The sequence below is a fragment of the Yinghuangia sp. YIM S09857 genome (assembly GCF_051388915.1).
Taxonomy (GTDB): Bacteria; Actinomycetota; Actinomycetes; order Streptomycetales; family Streptomycetaceae; genus Yinghuangia.
The window spans coordinates 281492-303561 of the sequence record NZ_JBPKBH010000009.1 but is presented as its reverse complement, the minus strand read 5'-3'; the positions used below and the strand labels follow the sequence as shown (position 1 = coordinate 303561).

Below are 22070 nucleotides of genomic sequence, written 5' to 3'. Positions count from 1 at the left end.
GACGGCGCCCGCGCCGAACTCCCGCCGCCCGTGGTCACGTTGGCCGACTTCGACAAGGTCCGCGCACGACTCGCCGAAGGCGGCGGGGACGGCCTCTGAGCCGACGCCGCCCCGGCAGGCCGGCAGGCCGGCAGGTCCGCAGGCCGGTAGGTCGGCAGGCCGTAGGTCGGCGGCCGAGCGGCGCGACAACGGAACACGGCAGAACCGCAACACCGTTCAGGCACGCGGCGGGCAACCGCCGTGCCCGGTACGCGCACGTCCAATTCCAAGTCCCCGGTGCGGAGCTCCCGGCACCGGACCACGACGAGAATGACGAAGAAGGCGATCGCCATGAGCACACCGGACACCCCGCGCAAGGACGCGGCGGCCGGGATCTCCGCCCCCGAGCCCGACCCCCGCCGCTGGCTCGCCCTGACGTTCATCGCACTCGCGCAGTTGATGGTCATCATCGACGTGACCATCGTGAACATCGCGCTGCCGTCCGCACAGCAGGACCTCGACGTGTCGGACTCGTCGCGGCAGTGGGTCATCACCGCCTACACGCTCGCGTTCGGCAGCCTGCTGCTGCTCGGCGGGCGCATCGCCGACTACACGGGACGCAAGCGCACGTTCATGATCGGCCTGGTCGGCTTCGCCGGCGCCTCGGCGCTGGGCGGCGCGGCCAACACGTTCGGCCTTCTGCTGGCCGCCCGCGCGCTCCAGGGCGGCTTCGGCGCGCTGCTCGCCCCCGCCGCGCTGTCCCTGCTCGCGGTCGGGTTCACCGACCCGCGCGAACGCGCCAAGGCGTTCGGCGTGTTCGGGGCCATCGCGGGCGGCGGCAGCGCGCTCGGCCTGGTGCTCGGCGGCTTCCTGACCGAGTACCTGGACTGGCGCTGGTGCTTCTACGTCAACATCCCGATCGCGCTGATCGCCGGCGCCGGGGTCTACACGGTGGTCCGCGAGACGCGCGCCGAGGGCCGGGCGCGGTTCGACATCCCGGGCGTACTCCTGGTCACCGCAGGGCTGTTCGCGATCGTGTACGGCCTGAGCGAGGCCGAGACCGACGGCTGGGGCTCCGGCACCGTGGTCGGCATGCTCATCGGCGGAGCGGTGCTGCTGGGCCTGTTCGCGTACGTCGAGACCCGGGTCGCCAGGCCGCTGCTGCCGCTGCGGGTCGCGCTGGACCGGACGCGCGGCGGGGCGTACCTGGCCATCGCGCTCGCGGTGATCGGCATGTTCGCGATGTTCCTGATCCTCACCTACTACCTCCAGATCGTGAAGGACTACTCCCCGGTGGTCGCCGGGCTGGCGTTCCTCCCGATGTCGGTGGGCGTCGTGATCAGCGGCGGTGGCCTGTCGGCGCGGCTGATCCCCAAGGTGGCCCCGCGCATGCTGATGGTGCCGGGCATGCTGATCGCCGCGACCGGGATGTTCCTGCTGTCGCGCATCGAGGTGGACACGTCCTACTGGTCGGGCGTGCTGCCGGCCGAGTTCCTGCTCGGGCTGGGCATGGGCCTGGTGATGGCGCCCGCGATGAACTACGCCACGCACGGGGTCGCGGCCGAGGACTCGGGTGTCGCGTCCGCGATGGCCAACACCGCGCAGCAGGTGGGCGGTTCGATCGGCATCGCGCTGCTGAACACCATCGCGACGACCGCGACCGGCGACTACATGAAGGACCACGCCCCCGGAGGCCCGCGGGTGCAGGCGGAGGGGCTGGTGCACGGCTTCTCGGTCGCGACGACGTACGCCGCGTTCATCCTGGTCGGCGCCGCGGTGCTGGTCGGGTTCCTGATGAACACGCCGCGGCCGGAGCCCGCGGAGGAAGGGGCCGAACTGCCGGCCCGCGCGGTGCATGTTGGCTGAGTCCGCGAGGCGGAACCACGAAGGCCCGGAAACCCGCTGGGGTTTCCGGGCCTTCGCCGGTGTCCGGGTGGCTTGCCGCGGGCCGTCGGCCGAACTGCGTTTGCGCGTGCCGCACCTGCCGCGGTGCCGACTTCCGCGGGGTCAGATCAGCGGCCACGGGACCGCGGGACGGCGGCCCTGGGTCGGCAGCGGGTGCTTCCCGTCCCGCAGGAGCCCGTCGATGCGGTCTCCGACGGCCTCGACCTCATCCGCGGTCAGGTGCACCGTCAGCCCGGCGCCGAGGCCGCCGTCGAGGTCGGTGCGCAGGCGCCGCAGCGTCTCGACGGCCTCGTCCGGCAGTTGCTCCCCCGCCCAGCCCCACAGCAGCGTGCGCAGCTTGTCGTCGGTGTGCAGGCAGATGCCGTGGTCGATGCCGTAGACGTGGCCGTCCGAACCGGGCAGCAGGTGCCCGCCCTTGCGGTCGGCGTTGTTGACGACGGCGTCGAACACCGCGACGCGGCGCATGGGTTCGCTGTCGAGGTGGACGAGCAGCGCGGGCCGGTGCCCGCCCTTCTCGTCCTCCACGGCGACCTGCGCAACGGGCTTCCAGCCCGGCTCGGGCGCGGCCGGGTCCTGGAGGTCGACCAGCCCGGAGGCCGGTTCGCCTTCGACCCACAACTGGCACATGCCGGTGCCGTACGGCCCCTCGCGCAGCACCGTGGGCGGCACGATGCCCCAGCCGGTGGCCTCGCTCAGCGCGTACGTCGCCACCTCGCGGCCCGCGAGCGTGCCGTCCGGGAAGTCCCACAGAGGGCGTTCGCCCGCGACCGGCTTCCAGACGCACGCGCGCGAGACCCCGTCGAGTTCGACGCGGCAGTACAGCGTCGCGTTGGAGGCGTCGGTCAGCCGGCCCTCGACGGTGATCTCGCCGCGGGACAGCAGTTCTTCGGCGGCCGACGTGTCCAGGGCGCTGCCGAGGTCCCCGGCCGGGCCGTGTGCGGCGCTCAGCGGCGGTACCCGTTCGCGCGGGGGCAGATGTGGCCTTCGGCGTCCATGGGGAGCCCGCAGAACGGGCACGGCGGACGGCCGGCGGCGACCACGAGCAGCGCGCGCTTGGCGAACGCGCGGGCCATCGGCCCGGTCAGACGTACGCGCAGCAGCGGCGGCCCCTCCTCGTCGTCCTCGCCGAGCAGGGTGTCCTCGGGGTTGTCGTCGTCCGGCACCTGCGCCTGCGCCTCGACGACCAGGCGCTCGTCGTCGGAGTCCCAGGCGAGGGCCATCGTCCCGACGCGGAACTCTTCGAGGATCGGCACCTCCAGGGGTGCCGCGTCCTCCAGGTCCGGCGGTGCGACGGCCGGTACGGGGGTCTCGCCGCCGCTGCGGCGGACGAGCTCGTCGAGGAGTTCGTCGACGCGCTCGGCGAGGACCGCGACCTGGGCCTTCTCCAGCGCGACGCTGGTGACGCGGCTGGCCGCGGAGGCCTGGAGGAAGAAAGTGCGCTGCCCTGGTTCCCCCACCGTGCCGGCGACGAACCGGTCCGGGGGGTCGTACAGGAAGACCTGGCGGGGCACGGGTTGGCTCCGTACTACTCGTACAGCGGATTGGACTGGGGGTTCGGGACGGGCGGGAGACGGGGACGGGACTGCGAACCTGCCGGACGGGCGTGGACGGTCCGGCCCGGGCGGGTCGGGACGCCCGACCGTACCGCGCGCGGCGCCCGCGGTGGCGCCGGCGGTCGCGTACGGGCGGGCAGGCCCCCTCGCTGCACCCTACGGGGCACCGGCTCCGCCGCCCACCACCGCGTCGTCGGTGGCGGCGGATTTTCCGCGCCGTCGGCGCTTCGGGGGCGGGACGAGGCCGTTGACCGCGCCGCCGGTGTCGTTGAGCCGGGCCACGAACGGACGCATGCGGCCGTAGTTGACGACCGTGAGCGAGCACGGGTCGACCATGATGCGCTGGAACAGGTCGAGATGCATGCCCAGGGCGTCCGCGACGACGGCCTTGATGACGTCTCCGTGCGAGCACACCAGGTACTGCGTGTCGGGCCCGTGCTCGGCCTCGATGCGGGCGTTCCAGTCGCGGACCGCGTCGACGGCCCGGGCCTGGGTGTCGCGCAGCGCCTCGCCGTCCTCGCCGGGGAAGACCGCGGCGCTGGGGTGGTTCTGCACGACCGGCCAGAGCGGGTCCTTGACGAGCTTCTTGAGCTCCTGGCCGGTCCAGTCGCCGTAGCGGCACTCGCCCACCCGGTCGTCCACCTGCACCCCCGCGTCGAGCGCGAGCTTGGTGCCCTCGCGGACCGCGGCGATCTCGGCGGCGGTCTCCCGGCAGCGGTCCAGCGGGCTGGAGACGACCGCGGCGAGCGGCACGTCGGCGATGCGCCGGGCGAGCGCCGCCGCCTGCTCCCTCCCCGTGTCGTCGAGGTGGACCCCGGGGGTCCAGCCCGCCAGTACGCCCGAAGAGTTCGCGGTGGTCCGGCCGTGCCGGACCAGGAGCAGCGTCGCCATCGGATCACTGTACGGCGGTCTGCCGCGGGGCGGGAGCGAGGCCGGGTGCGGTGGGAGCTCGCCGGCAACGGGTCGGCAACTCGCGGGCAGCGGGGCGTGGGCGGCACTCGATCATCTGAAACGCCGTATTTCCGGCGGCATGCGCCTGCCGCCTCCCCGCCGCCGGGCCCGAAGCGCCACAATGTCTCGCGTGATCGTGGACTGCGCCATCTACCGAAACGGTGTCCGGACCAAGGGCCCGGCCGACTTCTCCGACGCACTGGACGAGGCGCGGGCGGCCGGCGGCGCCTTCCTCTGGATCGGCCTGCACGAGCCCACGGAGAAGGAGTTCGAGCTGGTCACCAGCGAGTTCGGCCTGCACCCGCTGGCCGTCGAGGACGCCCTGCACGCGCACCAGCGCCCGAAGCTGGACCTGTACGACGACTCGGTGTTCGTCGTCCTCAAAACGCTCTACTACATCGAGGAGACCTCGTCGGTGGAGACCGGCGAGCTCATGATCTTCGTGGGCGACTCGTTCATCGTCACGGTGCGGCACGGCCCCGGGAACCCGCTCTCCGAGGTGCGCAAGCGCCTGGAGAAGAAGGAGGACGTGCTGCGGCACGGGCCGGGGGCGGTGCTGTACGCGGTGTGCGACGCGGTCGTGGACACGTACGTATCGATCGCGTCCGAACTGGAGACCGACCTCCAGGAGATGGAGGGCCGCGTCTTCTCCGCGCACCGGGAGAACGACGCCGAGCGCATCTACCTGCTCAAGCGCGAGGTCCTGGAGTTCCGCCGCGCCGCGCAGCCGCTGACCGACCCGATACGGAAGCTGTCCACCTCCGAGGTCATGTACGTCCCGGCGGAGACGCAGCCCTTCTTCCGCGACGTGGCCGACCACCTCGCGCGCGTCAACGAGCAGGTCGACTCGTTCGACCGGCTGCTGTCCGACGTGCTGAGCGCGAACCTCGCGCAGGTGGGCGTGCGGCAGAACGAGGACATGCGCAAGATCTCCGCGTGGGCCGCGATCGCCGCGGTACCCACCATGATCGCGGGCGTGTACGGCATGAACTTCGAGCACATGCCGGAGCTGCGGCAGTGGTGGGGCTACCCCGCCGTGCTGATCGCGATGGTCGTCGCCTGTGTGTCGATCCACCGCCTCTTCCGCCGCAACGGCTGGCTGTGAGGTCACCCACACGCGTGACTGCGGCGGTTCCGCGTATTGCACCCGCAACCCTTTCGAGGCACGGTCGTTGACACTGTGACGGCCGAGGCGGGGCTGTGCAGAACCCCCGCCCCGGCCGTAAAGCATGGTGTGCCCCGTTTCGTGATCGGTCCGGCACCTTGCCCCGGGCACCTGTGGCGCACTTCCCCGCATAGGCTGGTCCGGTACGTACGCCAGGGGAGAGCAGGTGGGGATGTTCGGCAGGCCGGGCAGGCAGCGCATGTCGCGGACGCAGCCCCCCGCGGTGCCGGGTTCGGGTGCCGCGGGAGCGGACTGGTCGACGCACCGCGAACTTGAGGACGCGGTGCGGGCGTACATGCTGCACCCGGACATCGCGCTGGAGGCGCTGGGCTCGGTGCTCGGCCGCCGTCCGGTGCGGGCGTTCACCCTCGAACGCGTCGTCGACATCAACGCCAACGGCACGTCCGTGTGGCAGGAGGCGGCGGTGTGCGACGACACCCGCCTGGTGCTCTGGCACAGCGAGGACATGACGGACGCGAGCGCGCCGGGGGGCACGGTCCTGGATTCGTCGGTGCAGGTGATCCCGCTCGGGTCGGTCTCGCACGTCGGCATAAGGACGCTCGTGGGGACCAGCACGGAGGGCGAGCGCGAGATGCGCGGGGCCTACGTGTTCCTCGCGACGCCCACCCTCCAGGAGATCGCGACGGTGCGCGGCGAGGAGGGGACCTCGACGGGGCGCTTCCGGCAGGAGGCGTACCGCTTCAGCAAGTCGCTGGACGACGGGGGCCCGGGCCAGATCCGCCGCCTGCTGGAGTTCGCGCAGGTGGTGGCGGAGCGGGTCCCGGGCCCTCGGTAGGTCCTCCGGGGCGCGGCAGTCCGGATGGTGGCCGCCCAGTCTGTGGCCGTCCGGACCGTGGCCGTCCGGGTCGCGGCCGTCCGGGTCCTGTCCCCGCCGTCAGGCCAGGCCGGACAGTTCCAGCGCCTCGGCGACGGCGCGGACGGTCTCAATACGGCCGTCGAGCGTGTCCGCGGTGGGTGCGATCGTCAGGGTGGTGACGCCGGTGTCGGCGTACGCCCGCATCCGCTCGGCGATGCGCTCCTTGGTGCCGAGCAGCGCCGTCTTGTCGAGCAGGTCGTGCGGGACGGCCATGCCCGCCCCCATGTAGTCCTTGGCGAGGAACTTGTCCTGGATCTCGGCGGCTTCCTTCTCGTAGCCCATGCGGACCGCGAGCCTGTTGTAGAAGTTCTGCTCGCGGCTGCCCATGCCGCCGATGTAGAGCGCGGCGTATCCGCGGACCGCGTGCGCGGCCTCGACCGGGTCCTCGCCGAGAACCACGGGAACGGTCGGCACGACGTCGAAGCCGTCCATCGTCAGCCCGGCCTTCTCGCGCCCGGCGCGCACATGGGCGAGGGAGTCCTCGGCGTGCTCGGGGGCGTAGAAGACGCCGAGCCAGCCGTCCGCGATCTCGCCGGTGAGTCCGAGGTTCTTCGGGCCGACGGCGGCGATGTAGAGAGGGATGTGCTCGCGCACCGGGTGCACGGTCAGCTTGACGGGCTTGCCGGGGCCGCCGGGCAGCGGGAGGTCCCAGTGCGCGCCGTGGTGTTCGAGGCGTTCACGGCGCATGGCCTTGCGGATGATCTCGACGTACTCGCGGGTGCGCGCGAGCGGCTTGTCGAAGCGGACGCCGTACCAGCCCTCGGAGACCTGCGGGCCGGAGACGCCGAGGCCGAGGCGGAACCGGCCGCCGGAGAGGGTGTCGAGGGTCGCCGCGGTCATCGCGGTCATGGTGGGGGTGCGGGCCGGGATCTGGAAGATCGCCGAGCCGACGTCGATGCGCTCGGTCTGGGCCGCGACCCAGGAGAGCACGGTGGCGGCGTCGGAGCCGTACGCCTCCGCGGCCCAGCACACCGAATACCCGAGCCGGTCGGCCTCCCGCGCGACGGCCAGATTGTCGGCGTCGTTGCCCGCGCCGAAGTAGCCGAGGTTGATACCGAGCCGCATGCCCATGCCGCTGCCTCTCTGCCTGGGGTCGTGGTCGTCCCACCCCGAACCCTATCGTCATAACTACCGCTCAGTAACACATCGGCACGCGGCGGGTCGAGCGCCGGAAAACGCCCGTGCCGCCCTGTCGCGCGGCGGGACCGGGTTCCGAACACTTGACCTGAGGGAGCCGTACGGCCCCGCCACCGCCGACCTGTCCGCCGGAGCGGCTAGTCTCCCGATCCATGGAGCAGCGACATCTGGGCCGGACCGGGCTGCGGGTTTCCCGCACGGGCCTCGGGACGATGACCTGGGGGCGGGACACCGACGAGCAGGACGCCGCCGACCAGATGAAGGCGTTCCTGGACGCCGGCGGCAACCTCGTCGACACCGCCGACGTCTACGCGGACGGCGAGGCCGAGTACCTGCTCGGCCGGCTGCTCGACGGCTACGTGCCGCGCTCCGAGGTCGTCATCGCGACCAAGGCGGCCAGCGTGCCGTACAGCGAGCGTCGGTTCGACGGATCGCGCTCCCATCTACTCCAGGCGCTCGACGCGTCGCTGGGCCGACTCGGCACGGACCACGTCGACCTGTGGCAGCTCCACGCGTACGACCCGGCGACGCCGCTGGACGAGACCCTGCACGCGCTCGAACTCGCGGTCTCCTCGGGGCGCGCACGGTACGTCGGCGTCTCGAACTTCTGCGGCTGGCAGCTCGCCAAGGCCGCGACCTGGCAACTCGTCGCCCCCGGGCGCGTCGTCATCGCCAGCGCGCAGATGGAGTACTCGCTGCTGCAACGCGGCATCGAGCGCGAGGTGCTGCCCGCCGCCGTCGACCTCGGGGTCGGGCTCCTGCCGTGGTCGCCGCTCGGGCGCGGCGTGTTGACCGGCAAGTACCGGCACGGGATGCCCGCCGACTCGCGCGGGGCGTCCGCGGACATGGGGCCGTTCGTCGCGGCGTATCTGGACGCCGACTCGCGCCGGATCGTGGACGCGGTCGCCACCGCCGCGGACGGCCTCGGCGCGGCGCCGATCGAGGTCGCGCTGTCGTGGGTGCGGGACCGTCCCGGCGTCGTCGCGCCGATCGTCGGGGCGCGCAATTCCGGGCAGTTGCGGGCTTCGCTCGCCGCGGAGGGCCTGACCCTGCCGACCGAGATCCGCAACGCCCTCGACGACGTGTCGGCGCCGCTGACCGGATATCCGGACCATGACTGGAGTCAAGCGTAGGGACGGGGACCGGGGTGGGGATCAGGCGCACGACGCAAGCAGGCTCGGGGACGGCGTGATGAGCATGGACGACCAAGGCAATTCGGGCGGGAACGGCAAGTCGGGCGGGTCCGGCGGGCCGGACGAGTCGGGCGGGAACGGCGAGCAGGCGGCGGTGAATCCCGCGCTGGCCGCCGCCCGGGCCGCGCTCGCCGCACTGGACAAAGCCAATTCGGCGAGCGAGTCGAACCGCGACGAACTCGCCGCTGCCTGGCAGGCCCTCAGCACGCTCGGCGAGGAACACGGCGGCGGGCCCGTCCCCGAGGACTCCCCCGGCACCCGGCGGCGGACTGCTCGCGTGTCGGACACCGAGTGGGCGCTACCGGTTGTCGATGCGCCGCCGACGCAGTACGACGTGTTTGCGGACCCGACACCTGAGCCGCCCGCCGGACCACCTGCCGGGGCGCCTTCCGGGTCGGCTGCAAGGGCGGCTGCCGGGGCGGCTGCCGGGGCGGCTGCCGGACCGTCTTCCGGACCGTCTTCCGGATCGGGCCAAGGCCGCCCGCAGCCGTCGCGCTCGGCTGCCCCCGGACCGCCCGAGACCGCCGCGCGTCCGCGTCCCCGGTTGACCGGTGATCCCGACGCCGACTGGGCCGCCCCCGTCCTCGACGCGCCCCCGGCGCCGCCGCTTGACGAAGAGTCGTCCGGGGCGGCGGGTGGGGACGCGCGGGGTGGCGCCGCGTCGCGAAGTTCCGAGGGTCGCGCCGGGCAGTCGGGCGAAGGCTCGTTGTTCGACGTACGGCGTCCCGCGCCGGACGTCCCCGGTGCGGCCGCTCGCGGATTCGCGGCCTCCGCCCGCTTCGACGAGGAACACGAGCCCGACGAGTCCGCCCTGGCGGCGGTACGCGAGGTCCTGGCGGCCGGCGGCGCACCCGTGCGGTTCGCGGAGCAGGCGGTGGCGTCGCTGGGACCCGAGGCGGCCGTACTCCTCGCCGAGGACCCGTGGAACCTGCTTGCGCTGCCCGGGATTTCGCCGCAACAGGCGGACCTGTTCGCGCAGCACGCGCCCGGCGGGTCTTCGGATCCGGACGAGCCGCGGCGTACCCGCGCACTTGTGCTGTGGACCCTCGTCGGCGCCGCGCGCGAGAGCGGGCACACCGCGGTCGACGTCACGTCCGTCGTGGCGGCCCTCGACAGGCTGGGAGTGCGGGACGCGCAGGGCGCGGTGCGGGCGGCCTACGAGGCCGGGCGAATCATGGCGTTCGCGGAGCGGCCGCAGGTTGCGGAGCCGGAAGTCCCGGACGGGGGCGACGACTTCGACGGCGGGTTCGGCGAGGACGGGGACTTCGACGGCGAGTTCGACGAGGACTTCCACGAGGACTTCCACGAGGTCGGCCCCGGCGGGTTCGAGGATCCGTTCGAGGGACCGTCGGACCGCGTGCTGGTCGCCCTCGAACGCCACGCGCTCGCCGAGGAGAGCATCGCCGACGCGGTACTGCGCCTGATGTCGACCGCCCGGCCCGCCGACGACGCTTTCGGGGCGTCGGATCTCGGCGAGGCGCTGCGCGGCTCCGGAGTCGCGCTGTACGTCACGGCCGCGGGTGAGGATCCCCCGGCGGCGGCGCTGGAGGTCGCCGCGGGCGCGGCTTCGCGCGTCGTCCTCGCGGCGCCCACGATCGACGGGCGGGCGCGCCTGGCCGACGGTGCCGTCACCGTGCACGACTTGCTCGTCGGCGCGGACGGCCCGCGCCGTACTCCCGAAGGGCTGCTCGATCTCGACCTCCTCGTCGTGGCCGAGTCGCAGCTTCTGGACGTGCAGACCACCGCGTCCCTGCTCGAAGCCGTGCCCGACGGCGCGCGCGTCGTGCTCTGCGGCGATCCCGACGAGCTGGAACCGGCAGCGCCGGGACGCGTGTTCGCCGACCTCGCGGCCGTCGGCGTGCTGCCGGTCGTCGCCTCGCGCGCCCAGGGGCCGGGGCTTCTGGGCTCGTTGGCCGCCGCGGTGCGCGACGGCACGCTGCCACCCGTCGAGTCGCCGGACCGCGAAGTGGTGCTGGTGGGCGCGCGCGCCGCGGCCGAGGCCGTGCACCGCTGCGTCCAGCTCGTGGCCGACTCGATCCCGCGCGCGCTCGGCATCCCGGTCGACGACGTGCTGGTGGTGACGCCGGCGGACGGCGGCAGCGCCGGGACGACGGCGCTCAATGCCGCCCTCAAGGCGCGCCTCAACCCGGGGCCCGGGCAGTACGGCGGGTTCGACGTCGGCGATCGCGTGGTCCGCGTCCCGGTGCCTCGGTCGACCGGGCTGGTCGAGGGGCAGGTCGTGGCGGCGGTGTCGGACGGGCTTTCCGTGGCATACCGCGACAATCCCGGCAATCCGGTCACCGTATCGCGGGCGCAGCTTGGCGAGTTGCGGCACGGGTGGGCGGTGACGGTCCGTCAGTCGCTGGGGGTACGGCGGCCCGGCGTCGTCGCCATGCTCCCCGGCGACGCGGGTCCGCTGGTGACGCGCGCGCTCGTCTACACCGCGTTCACGCGCGCCCGGCGGCACCTGTCGATCGTCTACCCGGTGGGCGGCAGCCTGCCGCAGGCGGTCGCGCGGGCGAGTGCGAGCGTACGGACGACCCGGCTGGCCGCGGCGTTGCGCGAGGCGGCGTCGGAGGCGGGGTTCGAGGTGCCGGGCGAGTCCGCGCCGACCTCGGTCTGACCGGGCCCGGGTGCGGTCCGCTCCGGTGCGGCCCGGTCAGCGCAGATCTTCCTCCAGCGCTTCGAGGTCGTCCTCGTACGCGGTGCTCGTCTCGAACCGGTAGATCACGCCCTGCGGGTCGACGTCGTCGAACGGCGCGTCCAGCCACTCCCCCGGCTCGCCCTGCTCGATCGCGGTGACCCAGAGCGTCGAGTCGCCCGACTCCAGGCCGATCTCCTCGGCGCGCGCGGCGATCTCGTCCGGGTCGTAGACGTCGAACAGGACCGCGAGCGCGGTCGACGTCGTCTCGACCCCCTCGCCGCCGCCGGGCTCGCCCGCCTCGGCGTCGGCGCGGCGTGCGTGGTCGAGCAGGGTCAGCGCGTCCTTCACGAGGTAGTCGCGCCGGATCAGGACGCTGATGGCGTCGGGGTTCTCCGGCCCGAGGTACTCCTCGGCCTCGGAGCGGTCCGGCACCTCGAACGGGGTGACCTCGTCGTAGACGTCGTACAGCAGTTCGTCGTACGCCTCGGCGGCGGAGGCGAGCTCGTCGTACGCCGCGAACACGTCCGGGTCGCTCTCCCCCTGTCGCCGCTCGACTGCGGCCAGGTGGCGGTCGACGGCCGACTTGAGTGCCTCGGCGGCTGCTCGTACCTGCTCGGGCGTGGGCTGCGCAACACCGGTCATGGCATGACGCTATCCGCAACAGCCCCCGTTGCGCACAAGGCTTGCGATGCCTGAGGGAGCGGGGGCGGCAAAACGATCCCGCGCCGGGCCCGTACGGCGGATTTCGGGCGCCCCGCCCCGAATATCCCGTCGCGGGGGCGGGGTAACCTCAGGCCATGCAGGGGACCGAGCCGAACACGGGAACTCGTACGCGGGTGGGCGGCACTCAATACGAGTTCCAGCAATTGCACCTGCCGCGAGGCACGTCGCGCAGTGACGCGCGGCGGATTCTGACCGAGCAGGCGGAGTACGGCCTGTGGGAGCTGGAACGGCTCACCATCCGCCGGGACGGGAGTCGTCGTGTGCTGTTGCGCAGACGCATCATCAGGCAACTGCGGCTGACGTAGCGCGGGCCGCACCGCACAGGCCGACAGACGCAAGACCAGAACAGGCAGGCAGCAGACCAGGCAGCCGCGGGCCGCGAATGCGGGCGCGCGCCCTCGAAACCGGTGCGCGGATCGCCGTCGTCGTGTGGTGGTCACTCGATGGGGCGGCGCGCCACGGCCGTGGGCAAATGTGAGTGTGAACGAGCGGCGAAGGCCGCCCACCCCGTTGCGGGGCGGGCGGCCTTCACTGTTGTGCGGCCTTCACTGTTGTGCGGCCTACGCGGTTACTGTCGCGTACGCAGGTGCGGTCAGCCCTCGCTGGGACGCGAGCGGCGGTAGAGCACCACGCCACCAAGCAGGAACGCGGCACCGGCCGGGGCCAGCACCATCGTCGCGGCACCGGTGTTCGCGAGACCGCCCCGGTGCGGCGGGGTGACACCGTTGCCGCCCGTCCCGCCACCCGACGTGTCGCCGCCCGGGGGCGGCGGGGGAAGGGTGGGAGGCGTGCTGCCCGGCGGGGGCGGCGGCGTCGTCGTCGGCGGCTTCGTCGTCGTCGGCGGCGTAGTCGTCGGCGGGGTGGTCGTCGGCGGCTTCGTTGTCGGCGGCTTCGTTGTCGGCGGCTTCGTCGTCGTCGGCGGCGTAGTCGTCGGCGGGGTGGTCGTCGGCGGCGTCGTCGTCGGCGGGGTGGTCGTCGGCGGCGTCGTCGTCGGCGGGCACGTGGTCGGCGGAGGCGGCGGAGGCGGCGTCGTCGGCGGGCACGTGGTCGGCGGAGGCGGCGGCGGGAGGGTGGGCGGCGGCGACGAGGGCGGCGGGCCCAGCGTGGGCGGGCACGTCGCGTGCGGACCGCAGTGCGGCGGCTTGTGCGGCTTGGTGCCCGACACGTTCGCGCACTTGTTGCCGAAGGCCGGGTTCAGCAGACCCACGACATTGACGGTGTTGCCGCACACGTTGACCGGCACATGCACCGGAACCTGCACGACGTTTCCGGAGGCCACACCCGGCGAACCCACTGCGGCCCCTTGCGCACCGCTGCCGGCGTTGGCGATACCGACCGCGGCGGACGCGAGTGCGCCCGATGCCACGATGGCGACCAACAGCCCCTTCTTGGCAAGCTGTTGCATAGGAGAATCCCCTGTGTCTTCCGTGTGAGGGGCGGGACAGTTGCCCCGCAACGGCATTAACAGGGTTCGATCACTTCAAGTCACTTAAGGAGCCGCGTACACGCGCAAAGTTCGCCCGATCGGATGAGATTCTGGATTTCCGACGACCATCCGATTGCGCCATCCGATTCCGATACGAACGCAATCGAAACCAGGCGAACAACCGTGCCGGACAGGCGAAACCAAACAGCCCCGGAGCGAAAGCTCCGGGGCTGTCCGTGAACCCAGGCCGCCCGACGCGGGCGCCGGAGGATCAGGTGTTGGCGCAGAAGTTGCCGAACGCCGGGTTCAGCACGCCGATGACGCTGACCGTGTTGCCGCACACGTTCACGGGGACGTGAACGGGCACCTGGATCTGGTTGCCGGACGCGACGCCCGGCGAGCCGACGGCCGCGCCGTCCGCGTCCGCGTCGGCCATCGCCACGCCTGCGCCCGCGAGCGCGAGTCCGCCGGTCGCGGCGGCCAGAACCACGACCTTGCCGATCTTCTTCATGTGTTTCAGTCCTCCTTGTCGGAACCACGGCACGCTTGCGCGCCGCACAAGGGGAAACGACATCGGTCCGCGCAGGCTACGGAGCTCGCCGGCGATTCACCTTTTAGGGTTCACCCGAACGCCGCGGCGCGGAGCCGCACCACGCCACGCACGCCCGCGCGCACGCCGGTGCACACCTGTTTGCGCGGGCGTCCTTCGCCAGGCGTACTCGGCCCGGTCGACCGACTCAGCAGGCGTCGAGGAACCGGTCGAGCACCCGTACGCCGAACTTCAGCCCGTCGACCGGGACTCGCTCGTCCACGCCGTGGAACATCCCGGCGAAGTCGAGGTCCGCGGGCAGCTTCAGCGGCGCGAAACCGAAACACCGAATGCCGAGGTCCGCAAAGGACTTCGCATCCGTACCGCCCGACAGGCAGTACGGCACCGCGCGAGCCGCCGGGTCCTCCGCGCGCAGCGAAGCCGCCATGGCCTCGACCAGCGCGCCGTCGAAGTCCGTCTCCAACGCCTTGTCGCGGTGCACCCGTTCGCGCCGCACGCGCGGCCCGAGCACGGCGTCCAGCTCCGCGTAGAACTCGTCCTCGAACCCCGGCAGGAAGCGCCCGTCCACATGCGCGGTCGCCTGACCCGGAATCACATTCACCTTGTATCCGGCGCCGAGCATCGTCGGCTGTGCGGTATTGCGGATCGTCGCCCCGATGATCCGCGCGATCGGCCCCAGTTTCTCGATGGCCCCCTCGATGTCCTCCGGGTCCAACTCGATCCCGAGCGCATCGGCGACCTCCTCCAGGAACGCCCGCACGCTCTTCGTCAGCCGCACCGGGAACTGATGCGCCCCCAGCCGCGCGACCGCCTCGCACAACTCCGTGATGGCGTTGTCCTTGTTGATCATCGACCCGTGACCCGCGGTCCCGTCGACGACCAGCTTCATCCACTCCATGCCCTTTTCAGCCGTCTCGATGAGATACAGCCGCAAATCATCATTGACCGTGAACGAGAACCCCCCGACCTCCCCGATCGCCTCGTTCACCCCCTCGAACAACTCCGGCCGCGTATCCACCAGGTGCCGCGCCCCGTACGTCCCCCCGGCCTCCTCATCCGCCAGGAACGCCAGCACCACATCCCGCGGCGGCTTCCGCCCGGACCGCATCCGGTCCCGCACCACCGCGAGCACCATCGCGTCCATATCCTTCATGTCGACCGCCCCGCGCCCCCACACGCACCCGTCGGCGATCTCCCCCGAGAAGGGGTCGTACGACCAATCCGCCGCATTGGCCGGCACCACATCCGTGTGCCCGTGAATCAACAGCCCCGGCCGACTCCGGTCCTCCCCCGCGATCCGCACCACCGTGCTGGCCCGCCCCGGCGCCGACTCGAACACCTCCGGCTCAAGCCCGACCTCGGCCAACTTCTCCGCGACCCACTCCGCCGCCGCCCGTTCCCCCGGCCCGCTTCCGTCCCCGAAGTTGCTCGTGTCGATCCGGATCAGATCCCGGCACAGGTCCACAACCTCCCGCTCGCCAACACCCTCCACGCCAACACCCCTCTCACCAATTCCAACCCAACCCGACCAACCCCGACCCACCCCATCCTGCACCCGCCCATCCGTACCGCACCCCCACCCACCCCCTCACTCCCACCCCCAATCTCCGACTGCTCCTCTCCCCTCCCCCTACCTCCCGTGCGTGCACCCCTGCGACGGACACCTCCGCCAAGCGGAACACCCCCTCAGCCACCCCATCCCGTTCCTTCACCCCTCACCCCCTCTCTCCTTCCCCCACCCCTTCCAGCCCCTCCCGCTCCCCTCCGACCCCGAACCGCCCGCCCCCCGATCTTTGGTATGATTCTCCACGTCGCCCCGACCAACAGTCACGGGCCACACACCCAGTCCGGGTGGCGGAATAGGCAGACGCGCTAGCTTGAGGTGCTAGTGCCCGCAAGGGCATGGGGGTTCAAGTCCCCCCTCGGACACATAATCGCCCCACGAACCTGGATTCCAGGGCAGCAGCGATCGGCACCCGCGCTTGGACTCGGCCGAGGCGGGTGTTCGTCGTTTCCGGGGTCTGCTTCTGTCGAGCACCTTCCTTTTTTCTCCGTACTCGCTGTCGGTTGCGCGCTGACCGGTGTCCGGTGCCGGTCGGCGCTGGGAGTCATCGACCGATAACGATCCTTTCCTTCCGTTCGGTGTCCGCGGTCACCGTGCGACCGGTCTGGTCGTAGATCAAGCCGATCCCGTCGGCGCGCAGCCGGGCGAGTGCGCCCGCGGGGTCCGGCGCCGTGCCCTCGCAGGTGCGCATCAGATGGAGCGCGGGAAGATGGGCGAGGATCTGGTCTTCGCGGACGTACGCGTTCGGCGTTCGGTTCGGGTTGCGTGGTGTGGCGCTGGAGTGTCCGTGACGGCAGCGGTACGCGGCGCGGCCGTTCGACCAGCACGACTCCATGAGCCGACTGCAGTGGCCGCAGCGAAGCAGGCCGGCGAGCTGGTACGTCCTCCCGACAGCCTTCTTCTCCGCTCGGATCGCCTGTGCGGCGACGAAGTCGGCTTCGCTGACCAAGGCCGGATGCGCCTGCTGCTCGGAGATCACCCACTCGTCGGGGGTACTGCGGCGCATCACGTCCCGGTGTCCGAGGGTGGTGTTGTCCGGGTCGATCAATTCGTGGTCGGTGCGTTGCCGGTTCCACACCTGGCGGCCGGTGTAGCGCGGGTTGCCGAGGACGCCTCGCACCGAGGTGAGCGTCCAGGCAATTGCGGTGCGGTGCGGGTTGCGTTCGCGATCAGCGGCGGCCGGGCACGGGACCTTCATGTCGTTCAGCGCACGGGTGATCCTGGCGACGCTGCGGCCGGCCAGGCGCTGCTGGAACATCCACGTGACGATCGGGCCGGTGTCCGGGTCGACGTCCATGCGACGTAGCTGCACGCCGCGGCGGGCGAGTGCGCGGTTCGGGTGCGGTCCGGCTTCCACGAGCCGGTAGCCGTACGGCGGGCGGCCGCCGAGGTAGCGGCCTTGGTCCCGGGCCTGGACCAGCATCGCCGTGCGCGCACGGATCCGGGCACGAGTGACCTCGAGCTTGGCCAGAACACCGAGCAGGACCATCAGTTCGTCGTGGGCCGCGAGCTGCGGGCCGACTTCGCCGCCGAGCTCGGGCAGCCACACGGGCACGCCGTAATGCTCGAAGGTCGGCGCCATCGCCGCGAACTGCTGACCAGAGAAGGCACGTTCGCTGGAGCCGATGATGATCGCGTCGAATCCGCGCTCCGGGTCGGCAAGGGCGGTGAGCAGTGAGGCGGCCTCGGGGCGCCGGGCCCACGGGAGGGAGCGGCTGTGGCCGACGTCGAAGAACTCCGCCACGATCCGCCCGTGCCCGGACGCCACGGCGTCGGCGCGCAACCGCTGCCACGCCCGGGACGTCACAGGGTCCTGGTGGTCTTCGGTGGAAACTCGGCCGTAGAACGCGAACCGCAGGCCGCCTGCCGGGGCCGAGCCGTTCACCCGCGCGTGGGAGCCATCAGCCCATGCGGCCAAGTGGCCCCGGGCGGCTACGGATCGACGTGCGGCGGATCGCGACGGGCGCACGCCGACGTGCGGGGCGCGCAGGTGAGTCGGCGGTCCGCGTCGCCTGCGTGCTGGGCGCCATGATCCTGTTGTTCGGCTGCGATCGGTTCGTGCCTTCCGACCCGGGGCCGAAGCCATCCCGTGGGGAGCGCGCACCCCCATGGTTGTGCGCCCGGCGAGCAAGCCCGCGCACACCGCACTGGTGAGCGGCTACACCATCAAGCGGGACGAGATCGTTATTCAACCAGGACAGGCAAATATTACTAGGAACTGGAAAGAACTGCGATGACAACCAGGATGACTGTCCCGGGAATTATGCGTCCAAAGGACGCGCCTCACTGGGCGACGGCGGCTACCCCGGCGCCGTACTTCGCAGGCGGGTGGTCGCGTTGCGTCTCCGTCTGGCGGTCGAAGGTTGCGCGGTCCCGTGCCAATGCGGCGTCTTGATAGAAGCTCGCGTGTGATGGATTCATTGGCATCCCTTTGTCTGTTGGCCCTGCGATGTTGCCAGCTGCGGCTCTACCACCAAGACGCATGCGCACCTCAGAGGAGGAAGGTTGCATGCGTACGCGTTTTAGCCAGCAAGATGTTCTGTCCATTGAGCTTGGTGACGGATCGCACGCAGGCGGAAAGACCCGCTCCGCAGCCGGCTACCCCTCCCCGCACGACCAACCCCCACGACGCCGTCAGCAACGACCGCTCCCGCTCGCCTGCACCGAGATCCACACCGACGAAAGTGCGCCACCATCAGCCCGGAACCGTGGAAATTCGGGCCCACCCGATACGACAACCGGGCCCGTACTCCGAAGGCCGTGGACAGCCACAACACGGACGGTCCGTCAGCAAGTTGACGGCCCGTCACGAAACATCGACGACAGAACCAGAAGCAAAGGCTGACTTATATTCTGCAATGGGACAATTCCACCCTGGAATTCCGAGGGTGGCCGACTGTATGCTCATCCAAGTTTTCGCAGATAGTCCCATTTCAATACTACTGGAGATGGCATGATCCGCAGGGTACTGCAAGCACTTTTGGGTGCATTTCTTGTCGCAGGTGGAATCACTCTCGGCAGCGGAACTGCTCACGCCGCCAATGGGTGCGGCGGAACTTTGGTGGGGGTCTATCCGGTCGGAGATGTTGGAGAAGTAAATGTCTACTGGGAGGCCTCTACGCAAACGAATTGCCTGGTCAATTTGAACCTTTTCAACGGTTCATCCATCATGAATATGTCGATCACGGCTTGGAGTCCCTACGACAGTGACACGGATTCGGGTAACTTCTGGTACTACGCTGGACCAGTTCGCGTTTACGCACCTGATGCGTGCATAAACTTCGACGCAAAGTCCGGGGGCTACTATCGGTCCGAGCGCAACATCCACTGCGGCTAACCTCGATGGTTCACGACGGCCCGTCAGCTTGCCGGCGGGCCGTCGGTGTGTTTGTGGTGTGTGGGTTTCGGTGCGGGTGTGCTGGGGCCCGGTTGGCGCGTCGCCCGAAGGCGAAAACCCGTACGGCTCTTTGGTTTTCGTTGTCGGCCGGCTGGGTGTGAACGGTGACGACGGTGCCAGATGAGCCCGTTAATGGATCAACGTTGCGGGTCATGGCTACCTCTTGCTTGGAGCGGGGCTACGGGGTCAGGGGGCTGGCGTCGATCTCGGCTAGCGCCACCCTTTCGAGGGATGGACCCAGAACCCACGACAAGCTATTTCGTAATTTCGGGGTTTCGTACGGGACTTCGGATAGGTCCCCGAGTTTCGCGAGGGACGCCCCCAATTCGGGCTCGGTCCAGCCGTCGTCGCCTGCGGTCACCGCGACCGGCCGGCGCCAGGGCCGCCATGCGTCGACGACGGTTTGTGCGGTGGCACGCGCGGCGGTGGCCTGGCGGGGCCGGCCGGCGAGGGCGACGGGTTCGCCACCCGACCCCGTCGGCCCGCGCACATCGTGCAATCCCGCGAACATCAAGCAATTGAGCGCCCGCTACGTCCGGCGCGTGGCGGGGAAGTCCTTCGGGGCGGTTCCGCGCAGTTCGCGGGTTACGGCGTGGGAGGCCGCCAGCAGCCGGTTGCCGACGGCTCGGATGGCCGGTGGGTCGAGGTCGGCCCACACATACACGCTGACGTTCAGCGCGGCGGTGCCGTCGCCGGCGAACGCGGGGGCGGACATGACGCTGATGGGGTACGTGTGCCCGTCCCGCAGGTTGTCGTCGAGGTATTCGATGCCGCCGATCTCGTGGAGGAGTTCGTCGACGGCGGGACGTTGGCGCGGCGACAGTGAGTCGAGCTCGGCGAGCACTTCGCCCAGGCGCCGGGAGGCGGCGGTCATGCTCTCGACCGTGTAGCCGCGGCGGCGCACGCTGGCCAGCGCGTCATGGAAGCGGCGGATGCCGGTGTCGTCCGTACGGGGGGCGCGGGCCAGCCAGCGGTCGACGTCGTCGGCAGTGCCCCACGCGATGAGGCCGGGGCCGTACGGCGGTGCGAACGGGAAGCGCTGCCCGACACGGACCGTGTCGCCGCTGCCCGGGACCGCCGGGCTGCGGCTGCCGACCACGATGTGGTCCCCGCTGGGATAGCTGATGGTGGCCGTCAGGCCGAGGTCCCGGGCGAGCGCGGCGAGTTCCCCGTCGGCGGCGCGCGCTGCGGGGACGCCGGATTCGGCGGCGCGGCCGAGGGCGATGAGTGCGGGGCCGGGGGTGAAGGTCTTCTCGGCGGGATCGCGGAGCACCCAGCCGGAGCGCACCAGTGCGGCCAGTACCGCGTGGCAGGTCGCGCGGTTGAAGCCGAGGTGGCGGACGAGTTCGGCGACGGTAGCCGGCTCGGCGGGCCGGGAGGCGAGGAACTCGACCACGGCGACCACCCGGTCTGTGGGCGGGGAGGGCATGGCGGACCACGCGTCGCGGTCCTGGGCGGCGGGCATCGGTCGTTGTCCGTCCTTCGGCGGTCGGTCCAGGCCGCCCCGTGGCAGGCGCCCCGGCTTGCCTGTTGATCTCGTGACCGGGCACGGCTACCGTACCCATTCAACAGACAATGTTGAATATTTGTCATTGGAGGACGTACGTGACCGATTCCGGTTCCGAGCCTCTGCCGGTGGTCGACCGGCTCGCGGCGATCGAGGACATCAAGCAGCTCAAGGCCCGCTACTTCCGGTTCATGGACACCAAGAACTGGGCCGCTCTGCGGGACGTGTTCACCGACGACGCCCGGATGGACATCGACGGGTTCGCCAACGAGGGCGGCGACACGATCATCGCGTTCATGTCCGAGGTGCTCGCTCCGCTGCGCACGGTGCACCACGGCCACATGCCGGAAATCACCTTCACCGCCGCCGACGCCGCGACCGGGGTGTGGGCGATGTTCGACTACGTCGAATTCCCGTCCGACGGCGCGCCGCAGGGTTTCCACGGCTACGGCCACTACCAGGACGAATACCGGATCGAACGCGGCGCATGGCGCATCGCGTCGACCCGCGTCGCGCGCCTGCGCATCGACCCGCTCGCCGGGGGACTGCCGCAGGCGGCGCAATGATCGCCTATGTCGCGACCTGGTACCACGCCGACGCGGTACGTACCGCCTGTGGGTGGCGCCTGACCTCTTGACGGCAGGACGTTACGGCCGAACTCGGCACGCGCGACCTCTTCGTCGTCGACTGACAGCTCACCGAGCCCACTACCCCCGGAGTCCCCATGACGGACCTGCACGGCAAGACCGCCCTCGTCACCGGCGCCGCACGCGGCATGGGCGAGTCCCATGCCCGCCACTTCGTCGCCCTCGGCGCCAAGGTCGTCCTCGGCGACGTCCTCGACAAGGAGGGACAGGCGGTCGCCGACGAACTCGGTGACGACGCCTGCTACGTCCACCTCGACGTCACCTCCGAGTCCGACTGGCAGGAGGCCGTCAGGACCGCCGTGTCGCGGTTCGGCGGTGTCAACGTGCTGGTGAACAACGCCGGTGTGCAGCCGATCAGCCTGATGGCCGACACCACCGTCGAGGACTTCCGCCGCTGCCTCGACATCAACACCGTCGGCCAGTTCATCGGCATCAAGGCCGTCACCGCCGCCATGACCGAAGCCGGCGGCGGGTCCATCGTCAACATCTCCTCCACCAACGGCTTTGTGGGCGCCCCGGCGATGTCCGCGTACACCACCAGCAAGTTCGCGGTGCGCGGCCTGACCCGCGTGGCGGCCTTGGAGCTGGGCGGCTCCGGCATCCGCGTCAACTCCGTCCACCCCGGCGGCGTCGACACCGCCATGACCCGCGACCCCGCCTGGGAAGGCCGGGACCCGAGCGCCTTCTTCGCCACCCTCCCCGTCCCGCGCATCGGCCAGCCCATCGACATCTCCCGCATGGTCGCCTGGCTGGCCTCCGACGAATCCGCGTACGCCTCGGGCGCCGAATTCCTCGTCGACGGTGGTCTGCTGACGGGTCGTTACTGACGTCGTCGCGGGACGCAAGGAGCAC

General features: G+C 71.0%; 18 protein-coding genes, 1 tRNA gene and 1 pseudogene. 9 read left to right on the top strand and 11 right to left on the bottom strand.

Features of this window, described 5'->3' with window-relative positions:
- Positions 1–330 precede the first annotated feature (330 nt).
- On the top strand, positions 331–1845 hold the full coding sequence (locus ACRX5S_RS21550) for an MFS transporter (RefSeq protein WP_436774641.1): 1515 nt from the start codon (positions 331–333) through the stop codon (positions 1843–1845).
- A gap of 141 nt (positions 1846–1986) precedes the next feature.
- Here the strand turns inward: ACRX5S_RS21550 and ACRX5S_RS21545 are convergent, their stop codons facing one another.
- The 3 genes from ACRX5S_RS21545 to ACRX5S_RS21535 form a co-directional block, all read right to left on the bottom strand.
- A complete protein-coding gene (locus ACRX5S_RS21545; RefSeq protein ID WP_436774689.1) occupies positions 1987–2859 on the bottom strand; it encodes an SCO1664 family protein in 873 nt (290 codons plus the stop codon).
- A complete protein-coding gene (locus ACRX5S_RS21540) occupies positions 2829–3395 on the bottom strand; it encodes a DUF3090 domain-containing protein (RefSeq protein ID WP_436774640.1) in 567 nt (188 codons plus the stop codon). Before ACRX5S_RS21540 ends, ACRX5S_RS21545 begins: the two co-directional genes overlap by 31 nt.
- 198 nt (positions 3396–3593) lie before the next feature.
- Positions 3594–4328 (bottom strand): histidine phosphatase family protein, encoded by a 735-nt coding sequence (locus ACRX5S_RS21535; RefSeq protein WP_436774639.1) that lies wholly within the window; start codon positions 4326–4328, stop codon positions 3594–3596.
- Between the two features lie 181 nt (positions 4329–4509).
- On the opposite strand from ACRX5S_RS21535, the gene corA reads away from it, so the two are divergent.
- Complete coding sequence (gene corA, locus ACRX5S_RS21530; protein WP_436774638.1) at positions 4510–5493, top strand: magnesium/cobalt transporter CorA; 984 nt, start codon at positions 4510–4512, stop codon at positions 5491–5493.
- Positions 5494–5725: 232 nt separating this feature from the next.
- Positions 5726–6349, top strand: a complete 624-nt coding sequence (locus ACRX5S_RS21525; RefSeq protein WP_436774637.1) for a hypothetical protein — start codon at positions 5726–5728, stop codon at positions 6347–6349.
- 99 nt (positions 6350–6448) lie between these two features.
- On the opposite strand, the gene ACRX5S_RS21520 is transcribed toward ACRX5S_RS21525, so the two are convergent.
- Complete coding sequence (locus ACRX5S_RS21520) at positions 6449–7495, bottom strand: LLM class F420-dependent oxidoreductase (RefSeq protein WP_436774688.1); 1047 nt, start codon at positions 7493–7495, stop codon at positions 6449–6451.
- A 224-nt stretch (positions 7496–7719) separates the two neighbouring features.
- On the opposite strand from ACRX5S_RS21520, the gene ACRX5S_RS21515 reads away from it, so the two are divergent.
- Both ACRX5S_RS21515 and ACRX5S_RS21510 read left to right on the top strand, forming a co-directional pair.
- On the top strand, positions 7720–8700 hold the full coding sequence (locus ACRX5S_RS21515; RefSeq protein WP_436774636.1) for an aldo/keto reductase: 981 nt from the start codon (positions 7720–7722) through the stop codon (positions 8698–8700).
- A 58-nt stretch (positions 8701–8758) separates the two neighbouring features.
- Complete coding sequence (locus tag ACRX5S_RS21510; protein ID WP_436774635.1) at positions 8759–11383, top strand: AAA family ATPase; 2625 nt, start codon at positions 8759–8761, stop codon at positions 11381–11383.
- Positions 11384–11419: 36 nt separating this feature from the next.
- Here ACRX5S_RS21510 and ACRX5S_RS21505 read toward each other — a convergent pair whose 3' ends face one another.
- Positions 11420–12046 (bottom strand): hypothetical protein, encoded by a 627-nt coding sequence (locus ACRX5S_RS21505; protein ID WP_436774634.1) that lies wholly within the window; start codon positions 12044–12046, stop codon positions 11420–11422.
- A 155-nt stretch (positions 12047–12201) separates the two neighbouring features.
- Here ACRX5S_RS21505 and ACRX5S_RS21500 point away from each other — a divergent pair, with 155 nt between their 5' ends.
- On the top strand, positions 12202–12432 hold the full coding sequence (locus tag ACRX5S_RS21500; protein WP_358362732.1) for a DUF5703 family protein: 231 nt from the start codon (positions 12202–12204) through the stop codon (positions 12430–12432).
- Between the two features lie 255 nt (positions 12433–12687).
- On the opposite strand, the gene ACRX5S_RS21495 is transcribed toward ACRX5S_RS21500, so the two are convergent.
- The 4 genes and pseudogenes from ACRX5S_RS21495 to ACRX5S_RS21480 form a co-directional block, all read right to left on the bottom strand.
- Positions 12688–13242, bottom strand: coding sequence for a hypothetical protein (locus ACRX5S_RS21495; RefSeq protein WP_436774692.1), 555 nt, complete (start codon positions 13240–13242; stop codon positions 12688–12690).
- A gap of 50 nt (positions 13243–13292) precedes the next feature.
- Positions 13293–13448, bottom strand: a pseudogene (locus tag ACRX5S_RS21490) (chaplin); the annotation flags it as partial.
- A 376-nt stretch (positions 13449–13824) separates the two neighbouring features.
- Positions 13825–14064, bottom strand: coding sequence for a chaplin (locus ACRX5S_RS21485; RefSeq protein ID WP_436774633.1), 240 nt, complete (start codon positions 14062–14064; stop codon positions 13825–13827).
- A 226-nt stretch (positions 14065–14290) separates the two neighbouring features.
- A complete protein-coding gene (locus tag ACRX5S_RS21480) occupies positions 14291–15595 on the bottom strand; it encodes a M20/M25/M40 family metallo-hydrolase (RefSeq protein ID WP_436774632.1) in 1305 nt (434 codons plus the stop codon).
- Between the two features lie 353 nt (positions 15596–15948).
- Between ACRX5S_RS21480 and ACRX5S_RS21475 the strand changes: the two genes are divergently transcribed.
- A tRNA-Leu gene (locus ACRX5S_RS21475) sits at positions 15949–16032 on the top strand.
- A gap of 179 nt (positions 16033–16211) precedes the next feature.
- Here ACRX5S_RS21475 and ACRX5S_RS21470 read toward each other — a convergent pair.
- Both ACRX5S_RS21470 and ACRX5S_RS21465 read right to left on the bottom strand, forming a co-directional pair.
- A complete protein-coding gene (locus ACRX5S_RS21470; RefSeq protein ID WP_436774631.1) occupies positions 16212–17552 on the bottom strand; it encodes a recombinase family protein in 1341 nt (446 codons plus the stop codon).
- Positions 17553–19593: 2041 nt separating this feature from the next.
- Positions 19594–20529 carry an IclR family transcriptional regulator gene (locus ACRX5S_RS21465; protein WP_436774630.1) on the bottom strand — a complete coding sequence of 312 codons (936 nt, stop codon included), beginning with the start codon at positions 20527–20529 and terminating at the stop codon, positions 19594–19596.
- 140 nt (positions 20530–20669) lie between these two features.
- Between ACRX5S_RS21465 and ACRX5S_RS21460 the strand changes: the two genes are divergently transcribed.
- Together ACRX5S_RS21460 and ACRX5S_RS21455 are read left to right on the top strand one after the other, a co-directional pair.
- Positions 20670–21137: a nuclear transport factor 2 family protein gene (locus ACRX5S_RS21460; protein ID WP_436774629.1), complete on the top strand. Its 468-nt coding sequence runs from the start codon at positions 20670–20672 to the stop codon at positions 21135–21137.
- A 158-nt stretch (positions 21138–21295) separates the two neighbouring features.
- Positions 21296–22045, top strand: coding sequence for a glucose 1-dehydrogenase (locus ACRX5S_RS21455; protein ID WP_436774628.1), 750 nt, complete (start codon positions 21296–21298; stop codon positions 22043–22045).
- Positions 22046–22070: the final 25 nt, after the last annotated feature.

Excerpts from the sequence above, each read along its gene's own strand:
- ACRX5S_RS21505 (WP_436774634.1), bottom strand. The coding sequence starts at position 12,046 with ATGACCGGTGTTGCGCAGCCCACGCCCGAGCAGGTACGAGCAGCCGCC.
- corA (WP_436774638.1), top strand. The coding sequence starts at position 4,510 with ATGTCTCGCGTGATCGTGGACTGCGCCATCTACCGAAACGGTGTCCGG.
- ACRX5S_RS21485 (WP_436774633.1), bottom strand. The coding sequence starts at position 14,064 with ATGAAGAAGATCGGCAAGGTCGTGGTTCTGGCCGCCGCGACCGGCGGA.
- ACRX5S_RS21515 (WP_436774636.1), top strand. The coding sequence starts at position 7,720 with ATGGAGCAGCGACATCTGGGCCGGACCGGGCTGCGGGTTTCCCGCACG.
- ACRX5S_RS21525 (WP_436774637.1), top strand. The coding sequence starts at position 5,726 with ATGTTCGGCAGGCCGGGCAGGCAGCGCATGTCGCGGACGCAGCCCCCC.
- ACRX5S_RS21510 (WP_436774635.1), top strand. The coding sequence starts at position 8,759 with ATGAGCATGGACGACCAAGGCAATTCGGGCGGGAACGGCAAGTCGGGC.
- ACRX5S_RS21500 (WP_358362732.1), top strand. The coding sequence starts at position 12,202 with ATGCAGGGGACCGAGCCGAACACGGGAACTCGTACGCGGGTGGGCGGC.
- ACRX5S_RS21465 (WP_436774630.1), bottom strand. The coding sequence starts at position 20,529 with ATGCCCGCCGCCCAGGACCGCGACGCGTGGTCCGCCATGCCCTCCCCG.
- ACRX5S_RS21455 (WP_436774628.1), top strand. The coding sequence starts at position 21,296 with ATGACGGACCTGCACGGCAAGACCGCCCTCGTCACCGGCGCCGCACGC.
- ACRX5S_RS21520 (WP_436774688.1), bottom strand. The coding sequence starts at position 7,495 with ATGCGGCTCGGTATCAACCTCGGCTACTTCGGCGCGGGCAACGACGCC.
- ACRX5S_RS21535 (WP_436774639.1), bottom strand. The coding sequence starts at position 4,328 with ATGGCGACGCTGCTCCTGGTCCGGCACGGCCGGACCACCGCGAACTCT.
- ACRX5S_RS21550 (WP_436774641.1), top strand. The coding sequence starts at position 331 with ATGAGCACACCGGACACCCCGCGCAAGGACGCGGCGGCCGGGATCTCC.